This is a genomic window from Clostridia bacterium (genome assembly GCA_034926675.1).
In the GTDB taxonomy this organism is placed as follows: Bacteria; Bacillota; DTU025; order DTU025; family DTU025; genus JAYFQW01.
Window position 1 is genome coordinate 1 of record JAYFQW010000073.1, and the last position, 6,186, is coordinate 6,186.

Annotated in this window: 6 protein-coding genes and 1 pseudogene; all 7 read left to right on the forward strand. The window is 56.8% G+C overall.

Going from position 1 to position 6,186, the window contains the following annotated elements:
- Positions 1–526 (forward strand): annotated as a pseudogene (locus VB144_14285) (group II intron maturase-specific domain-containing protein).
- 137 nt (positions 527–663) lie between these two features.
- Positions 664–3,096, forward strand: a complete 2,433-nt coding sequence (locus VB144_14290; protein ID MEA4884797.1) for a DUF6259 domain-containing protein — start codon at positions 664–666, stop codon at positions 3,094–3,096.
- A gap of 99 nt (positions 3,097–3,195) precedes the next feature.
- The gene (locus VB144_14295) at positions 3,196–3,924 is read left to right on the forward strand and encodes an SIS domain-containing protein (GenBank protein MEA4884798.1); all 729 of its coding nucleotides are present in this window, start codon (positions 3,196–3,198) and stop codon (positions 3,922–3,924) included.
- A gap of 164 nt (positions 3,925–4,088) precedes the next feature.
- Positions 4,089–4,388 (forward strand): ImmA/IrrE family metallo-endopeptidase, encoded by a 300-nt coding sequence (locus VB144_14300; protein ID MEA4884799.1) that lies wholly within the window; start codon positions 4,089–4,091, stop codon positions 4,386–4,388.
- A 3-nt stretch (positions 4,389–4,391) separates the two neighbouring features.
- The gene (locus VB144_14305; GenBank protein ID MEA4884800.1) at positions 4,392–4,763 is read left to right on the forward strand and encodes a hypothetical protein; all 372 of its coding nucleotides are present in this window, start codon (positions 4,392–4,394) and stop codon (positions 4,761–4,763) included.
- Between the two features lie 50 nt (positions 4,764–4,813).
- The gene (locus tag VB144_14310) at positions 4,814–5,128 is read left to right on the forward strand and encodes a hypothetical protein (GenBank protein ID MEA4884801.1); all 315 of its coding nucleotides are present in this window, start codon (positions 4,814–4,816) and stop codon (positions 5,126–5,128) included.
- Positions 5,122–6,165 carry a transposase gene (locus tag VB144_14315; protein MEA4884802.1) on the forward strand — a complete coding sequence of 348 codons (1,044 nt, stop codon included), beginning with the start codon at positions 5,122–5,124 and terminating at the stop codon, positions 6,163–6,165. The genes VB144_14310 and VB144_14315 overlap by 7 nt, the downstream gene beginning before the upstream one ends.
- Positions 6,166–6,186: the final 21 nt, after the last annotated feature.

Genomic DNA, 6,186 nt, shown 5'->3' on the forward strand with positions numbered 1-6,186 from the left:
AGCTCAAGCAATCGCTGCTCAGTGGGACCTACAGGCCAAGCCCTGTACGCCGGCACGAAATCCCGAAGCCGGGCGGAGGCGTAAGACTTCTGGGGATACCCACCGCATTGGACCGTTTCATTCAGCAAGCTGTTCTACAGGAGCTGACGCCGCTGTTTGAACCCACGTTCTCCGAGCACAACTACGGCTTCAGGCCGAGCGGAGCATGGCCAGCCGCATTCGCTAGCTCAACTCCTACCTGCGAGGTTGGATGGGATACTACCGAATCGCGCGGACCCCGAGCGTATACCAGGAGATGGATCAATGGATACGACGACGTCTGCGGATGTGCCTGCTGAAACAATGGAAGAGGCCCAAGACGGTGCGGCGAAACCTCGTCGCTCTGGGCATCCCCAGCGAGTGGGCGAGCATGATCAGTCGATCGCGCAAGGCATACTGGCGACTTGCGAACACCCCGCAGATGAACAAAGCCCTCGGCATCGCCCACTGGCGAAACCAAGGGCTTCTGAGCTTGACGGATCCCTAAGCGCAGAATTCCTAAGGTTTCATGAACCACCGTATGCCGAACGGCACGTACGGTGGTGTGGGAGGACGGGGGCTAGACGCCCCCTCCTACCCGATTCCCTGGAGCCTGTTAGTCGACATCGGATTGGAGGTATGTGCGTGGCGACTATCCAGAATAGCTGCATGAGAATAGATGTGAACGACCGCACTGGGGCTGTGACCGGGCTCTGGAACCTGGCCGTAGGTGCGGGGACCCCGGGTCAGCCCACAGGCCCGAGCTGCCCAAGCGGCAACGGAAACCTGGTAAAATGGCCGTGTGCTGTTGAAGATGCCCCGGTTCGCGTGGTGTGCCTGGATCCGAACCACAACCGGCGGGTATTCGCTCCTGGCCCTGCAGTAGCGGTCTGTGTGACAAAGGAGAGCCGTCCTGAAAAAGCAGAAGGCAATGCCCTTCTGGTTGAGCATGACTATCTGGTGGAGGTTGGTGGTTCCGGCGGACCCCAGCGTGAAGAGGCAGGAAACAGCCAGCCAGCCGCCGAGGTTCCGATACGCTGCAAGTGGAGTGTTGTTCTTCCAGGTGATGACTCCTGCGAGTCAACATGGCGCGTGACACTGGATAATGCATCCCCTGATATGACCGTGGTAGAAGTAGTTTTCCCAGTGCTTCGCGGTCTTGGAGTAGGCGAGTCCTCAGCTGACGATGTCTTGATATTCCCTCACCATGCTGGAGAGAGGATCCAGAGCCCGGCGGAGACGCTGTCGTCTTACCGGTATATGAAGTTTTGGCGGGCCCATAGCATTGCTGAGCCCGAGGGCTATTACTCAAGAGAGATCAACTACTGTGGACTTGCCTCGATGATGTGGACAGATCTATCTAGTACACATGGGGCGTCTGGGATCTACGTTGGTTCGCACGATCCGTCGTTTGTACTTACAGGCGTCCGCGCCGAGACGGGAGGCAAGGACTGGCCATGGATGGGTCTGGCGTTTCGCAAGTATCTTCCGGTAAGACCGGGAGCTGTATGGGAGTCGGCGCCGTACGTGGTGGCGTTGCATGAGGGGGACTGGCATTGGGGGGCGCGGCGATATCGTGCGTGGGCCCTAGAGAACATGAAACTTCCTGACGTTCCCCGCGATCTGCAACTCGAATCTTCCGTTTGCCCACGGTACGACTTCAAGAATGGTCAGGTGGTTCACCACAGGTACTGTGAGATACCTGAGATGTTCCAGCATGCCAAGGATGGTGGCATTGATCATTTCTTCATTTCAGGCTGGAACAGGATGGGATTTGATACGGATTACCCTGAGTACGTTCCCGATATGGAGCTAGGGAGTTCGTGGGAGCTTGCCGAAGGGTGCAAGTACGTGCGGGAGCACGGCGGTTTCTGCACGTTCTACATGAATGTTCGCCTGTTCGATGAGGAGTCGGATTTCTTCCCAACACTGGGCAAGAAGTGGGCAATAAAGGCTGCAGACGGGGAACTGTCGCGAGAGACATATGGCCCGCAAACGTTTGCAGTGATGTGTCCGAGCTGCCGTGAGTATCAGAAATGGATAGTAGATACTGGGAGCTGGATGGTGCGCGCATTTGGAGCACGCGGGGTGTACCTTGATCAGCTTGGATCGGCAGAGCCCTTCCCGTGCTATGATGAGAACCACTGTCATACGTCTGACGGAGGCTATCACCATGGCCTCTACAACCATGGTTATCTCAAGATGATCAGGGGTATCAGCGAGCGTATTCATGAGATAGACCCGTCGTCGTTCCTGATGATCGAGAACTGCGGCGACATATACAGCCAGTATCTCTACGCCAATCTTACGTGGAACGGCGAGGCGTATGACGAGTTCTTCAACGTATACAAGTACACATTCCCGGAGTTCCTGCAGATCAACATGGTCAACCCTCGCAGGATCCCAGATAGAACTGAACGCGCGGCCTGGTTCTACAGAGATGTGGCGCGTGCATTCGTTTTGGGATCCATATTCTGGGCTGAACTTGGAGATAGGTTTGGAGAGGGCAATGAGAATCTCCTTGAGTATGCAAAGACGGCCTTGCGCCTGAGGCAGCAGGCGGCGCCGTTTATCGCTCAGGGTGTTTACCGTGACGTAGCCGGGATCGAAGTCGTGCCTCCCGCAGGCGAACACTCGGAAGCTTGTGAGCCAGTTCCGTGCTGGGGAACTGCTCCCGCGTCTTGCCAGTCGGCGAAGCCGATGATACCCACTGATCCTGCCGAAGCTTCATGGGCGGCCAAGTCGGGCCAGGGCAATACGCCCGATGGCGAAGTGGACTGGAACGCGCTGCCTTACAGCGACCTGACATCGATCACGGTGAGCCGCTGGGAATTGCCTCGATTTGGAGCGCTGATGCTCATTGCCAACACTCAGCGCCGCCGCGGTGCGCGCATCATTGTGCGTGACCTTTCAGGCGGGCGATGGTCGGCAGGCGGAGAGCTGGTGCTGATCCAACGTGAGCTAGGCGGCGGGCATACGGATAGTCGAGTGACGCCAGAGGCAGATGGCTCGTGCGTGGTTGACGTGCCCGAGAGTCAGCTGTCATTCATTGTGCTAATGCCCAATGGTAAGAGGTAATAGCGAATTTCCGAAAGCTGGTGCTAGGGGACTATGTCCCGTATTCCACGGAGGACTTGTTTGTGCCAGGGTCCATGGGCAGCTGGGAGGTAGATCGCGATGTTTGAGTATTTTGACGTTATACGTGACACCCTGGATAAGGTCCAGGCTAGCGAGGGCCAGAACATTGAGCGGGCAGCGGAAATGGTGGCCGATTCCATTTCAAAAGGAAGACCTATGCACTACTTTGCTGCAGGCCACTCCCACATGCTCGGAGAGGAGTTGTTCTATCGCGCAGGCGGACTAGTGCCTGTGAATGTGCTTTTCGAGCCCAGTCTGATGATGCACAACGGAGCAGCGAAGAGTTCGAAGATGGAGCGCCTGCCTGGGTTTGCCAGGATAATCCTTGAGGAGTCCTGCGTGAAACCGGGAGATGTCATGGTGGTCGTCTCAACATCAGGAGCCAATGCGGTTCCGGTGCAAATGGCCATAGAGGCGCGGAACATGGGCGTTCATGTGGTTGCGGTTACATCGATCACCGGGTCTCGGGGGTCGGTGCCGCGGAACCCGGAAGGAAAGCGTCTGTTTGAGCTGGGTGATGTAGTGATCGACAGCCATGTTCCGTGCGGAGATGCGTCGGTGAGCATAGACGGTCTGGAACAGAAGATCGGTCCTATCTCTACGGTAATAGGTGCATCAATTCTGAACACTCTCGTGGTGAGGGCCATTGAGAAGCTCATGGAAAAGGGCATGACCCCGCCGGTGTTCATGAGCGCCAACATTCCAGGCGGCGCTGAGCACAACGAGGCCTTGCTTACACAATACAAGGCTTTGATCAGGGGATTCTAGGGTGCCTTAGGGGTGGAGAGCGTGGGTGAAGCAGCAGCATACTACTGCAACTAATGGCCAGTGAGATTGGCCTGGGAGGTGGGTCTGATGTCTGCAATGATGAACATATGCACCGTGCCCGAATACGGATCCACCCACCTTTCGCTGGTTTCCGCTGAGGACTGCTGGAATCCGCGGGAGTCAAGGTCTATCCAAAGTTGGTGATGTCGGAAGACTTCTTTGGTCTATCTGTGGGGCCTGATTGTGGGGGACCTCTCATAGTGGTGAACGTGTGGGATAGGATCTCAGTGGAACGTTGGATATTCACCGGGGCGCACGAATTCGGCCATCTCCTGCTTCACCCAGATTCGTACGATGTGACTGAAACCGTCGAAAACGAGGCCGAAGAACAAGAGGCAAACGTATTCGCAAGCTACTTTCTTATGCCTCGACCCGTATTTGAAGGAGAGTGGCGGGATACCTGAGGCTTGCCATTCCTGGACCGCGTACTCAAAGTAAGGCGGATGTTCAGAGTCAGCTACAGGACTGTGCTCTGCAGGCTTTCAGAGATGAAGGAGCTAGACGACAATGTGTGGCGCAAGTTCCAGATTGAGTACAACAGTCGCTACAGAAAAACCCTGAAGAAGGCAGATGAGCCTCAGCCCGCATCAGCTGACAAGTTCATGTCGTCCTATCCTGAAGCATACAGGGTAAACGAGCCAGATAGGCTCAGCGAATCCGACTTCATCCCGGATAGGCTTGCACGCCTGGTCAGACAGGCACTAGAGGACGGGATTATCTCCCTAACCCAACTTCCGCACTCGGGCACGCGTTTTCACCTGATTTGCAGGAGGGCGTAAACTGAAAGCCGTGGTAGAACGCATTCCGTCTTCTCGAAAAGCTCAAGAGGATGATCTGCTCCCTAGGCAACCTGAGGCCCAGGCCTTTAGGGGAGTGGTTGGTTCTTGCCCGCAAGGTGGAGGAGAAGCTAGCCGGCCAGCTTGAGCTGGAGGGCGCGGAGAGCGACCCCCTGGTTGCAGAGATCGTCGAGAAGGTCAAGGCCCGAAGGTCAGGGCATGTGCCCGTGGAAGACACGACCTCCACGATCTCAGACGACGCATCGGCGGAAAAGCGGCACGGAGCTGGTCAAGCGCCGGTCACTGCGCCCGAAATCGTGTCGGTGATCGCCGATCGGACTGCAAGCAGGTCGTGTTGGGGATGGTAGTCAACCGAGACGGCTTCACCTGTGCGCACGAAGTCTTTGAGGGCGGCCGACAGGACGCGAAGAGCCTAAACAACATGCTGGATATCCTGGAGAAGAGAACGGGAAGGCTTGAGGGAAGCACGATCGTCGTGGATCGCGGGATGGCTCTCAATGAGAACCTGGCGGCGATCAGAGGGAGGGAGTGCCACTACATAGTCGCCTCCAGGCAGGCGGAGCGAAACGCGTGGCTTGAGGAGTTCGAGTCAGGCGACTGGCAAGAAGTGAAACGAACGCCTTCGCCCACGAACCCGGCTCAGAGGAAGTCCAAGGTACTAGTGAAACGCGCCGAGCGCAACGGAGAGATGTGCATACTGTGCATAAGCGAAGGCCGGTCCAGCAAAGACGCGGCCATCCGGCGCAGTCGTGAAGAGCGGCTGATCCGCGACCTGCAGAAGCTGGAGAAGCGCGTGACCTCGGGTCGACTCAAAAAGCCCGAGAAGATCTGGGAGGCTATCGGACGCATCAAGGAGCGATATCCCCGCGTAGCTCGCTACTACTCAATCGAGTGGGGCGAAACCGGCCTGAAGTGGGAGGAGAACGCGGAGAAGAAAGCAATTGCCGAAGCCCTCGATGGAGCGTATCTGCTGAAGACCGACAGAACGGACCTTAGCGCCGACGAGGCCTGGCGCGTATATTCCATGCTGACCAGGGCAGAATCGGCCTTCAGGGCAATGAAGAGCCCGCTTTCTGAAAGACCCATATTCCATCAGACCCAGAACCGGGTCGAGGCGCACACATTCCTGTGTATCCTTGCGTACCACCTGCTCGTAGCGGTTGAGAAGACCCTTCGCGACAACGGGCTAAACGACTCGTGGGCAACGGTCCGAGATACGCTATCGAGCCATCAAACAGTCACAGTGGTCCTTCCTACGACCAACAGAGGAACCCTCAGAATCCGACGCGGTTCGGCGCCGGAACCCGAGCACATCAGAATCTACGATGCCCTGGGCCTTCCGCACGCCATCATGACGCCAATCAAAACATGGTCCAGTACATAGTGACTAGTTTTCGCTCTTCGC

Bases quoted from the DNA above. Each gene is read 5' to 3' on its own strand.
- VB144_14315 (MEA4884802.1), top strand. From the start codon at position 5,122: ATGGTAGTCAACCGAGACGGCTTCACCTGTGCGCACGAAGTCTTTGAG.
- VB144_14310 (MEA4884801.1), top strand. From the start codon at position 4,814: ATGATCTGCTCCCTAGGCAACCTGAGGCCCAGGCCTTTAGGGGAGTGG.
- VB144_14295 (MEA4884798.1), top strand. From the start codon at position 3,196: ATGTTTGAGTATTTTGACGTTATACGTGACACCCTGGATAAGGTCCAG.